Source organism: Candidatus Aquarickettsia rohweri (genome assembly GCF_003953955.1).
Taxonomy (GTDB): domain Bacteria; phylum Pseudomonadota; class Alphaproteobacteria; order Rickettsiales; family Midichloriaceae; genus Aquirickettsia; species Aquirickettsia rohweri.
Map to the genome: position 1 here is coordinate 1 of NZ_RXFM01000130.1, position 2,170 is coordinate 2,170.

The window sequence follows — 2,170 nt, forward strand, 5'->3', positions numbered from 1 at the left end:
GATTTGTATACGAAGCTTTTTTGCTCAAATAGTATACAAGAATCGTAGCCGCTTCCACAAGGTACATTATTATAAGACTTTATATAATTAATTGCTTTTTGTCCTTGCAAAATAATTTCTATTGATGGTTTTGCTAAAAATTTGTTCTTAACAGAAAAAAAATTCCACCTATTATAATTGAGGATAGAGCGAGCTTCTAAAGTTTTAACACATTTAAGTTTTAAAGAAAAATTTTCTATACGGCCATTATTACTATATTCTTCTGCTGCCTTTCTTAAGGAATAAAAATTGGGATTAAACTGATGGCTATACTCATACGTATTATCTCCATGTCTCTCACCTGTTATCACAACGCCCCATTCCTTAATTAATAAACCATGCTTTTCTATTACAAGATATCTTGCAATATTTTCTATATTTATTTTTGCAAGGTCATTTATCTTACCATTAATAATAATTATACTCCCCTGATTAACGATAAAGCTATTAATTAATATATTGCTACTTTCTAATTTAATCTTTGCATGTTTTAAAAATGATGTAGTTTCTATATCAGTTCCTAAAATGAAAATCTCAGTATCATCTACATAAAAGTTATTTCTTGATCCTATTATGGTGCAATCATATTCTTCTTTTTTATAACCCTCTTCTCTTGCTAAATTATCAATTTTATCAACATTTAATGTTAGTTCTTCTCCTGTGATTGCAATACTTGCCGCATAATTTCTAAGTAAACTTATATTCTTATCGTCATTGCCACCAATATATACCTTACCCCCTAACTTAATCCGTGCATTCTCATTATTATGAATCTCACCCTTTACTCCCATTTTAATATCAGTTAATTCTTCTCCAATTATTAATGCATGATTAATAAGTGCATTTCTAATATTAAGTTTACCTTCTTTATAATATATCGCTCCACTATTTATTAATTTTGTAATATCTATTTCAATACCATTTACACTACTTATCTTTCCACCTGCTTGATTGATAATAGCATTTGTTATTATTTTAATATTTTCTTTCCCATTAATTACTCCATCCTTTTCATTTTCTAATTTCCCATTTGCCTCAAGCCTTACGGTAAAATCAATTCCACCTTGAATACTGCCACTATTTATTAACTTAGCTCCACTCTCTTTTACCAAAATACTTCCTATTCCATCAGCTCCAATGACTCCTTTATTTGCTAAATATCCTTTTTCTAATTCTAATTTTAAATCCTTCCCTGACCATATATATCCATTATGACTCAAATTACAATTTAGTAAGCTTATTTCTATATTTCCATCTTTACTTATTATTGAGCTTTCTTTATCTAAGGTAATACATTTGCCATTATAAATAAAAGAATCTTGAACCGTAATCTTCCCCATTAGATTAAAATCACGATTTATACTTTTTATAAATACTTCATTACTTACTAGTTCAGATTTTTCATCTAAATCTAACTGAGTTTCTTCTATATTTAATTTGCCTACTATATTATTCCCTCTTAGCCTAACCACCCCTTTATTAATCAGAACACTATCTAACCTTACATCTTTTATCAATCCTGTATTATCTTCTGAATCAGTAGATGTAATGACTAGTTCTTCTATGTTTTCACTAGTTGTATTAATTAATTTGTAATCTCCAAGGTTTAATTTTAATTTTCCTTTATTCTCTAATCTTATAGTTCCTTTTATTTCAACATTCTCTTCTATAAAATATAACAATACTTCATTATAAGCATCATTATAGATGTCTATATCTCCTATACACTTCCCATTTATTTTCTTCTCAGCAATTCCTTCTGAATTTAAATCACTAACATCTATTGAATAAAGCTGATCTGGATATAAATTACACTCTAAAAACTCAGTATCTGACACCTTTCTTTATTATTCTATTACATAATAAAACTGACTATTTTTATAACTTTTGTCAACTTGTTTATATATCTGCCTAAAATGTAAATTAGCTTTTTGAGTGTGGCGTTTATTAATTCTAATAAAACCTAATACATTATAAGAATTATATATTCAGACACTTTATGAGACATGTCAATCAAAGGTTTTTTCATAGCGCACTTTTCGTTTCAAAGTAAGCGCTAAAATAAGGGCATCTAGGCAAGAATAAAAATAAGTGGTAGAACAAAAGCCTAAAAAAATAGAGGCTAATGATG

General features: G+C 27.9%; 1 protein-coding gene. It reads right to left on the reverse strand.

All coding sequences use genetic code 11. The features are described from left to right. Positions 1 to 1,877 (reverse strand): hypothetical protein (locus tag EIC27_RS06685; protein ID WP_153183781.1); only part of this gene is annotated, 1,877 nt, incomplete at its 3' end. Positions 1,878 to 2,170: the final 293 nt, after the last annotated feature.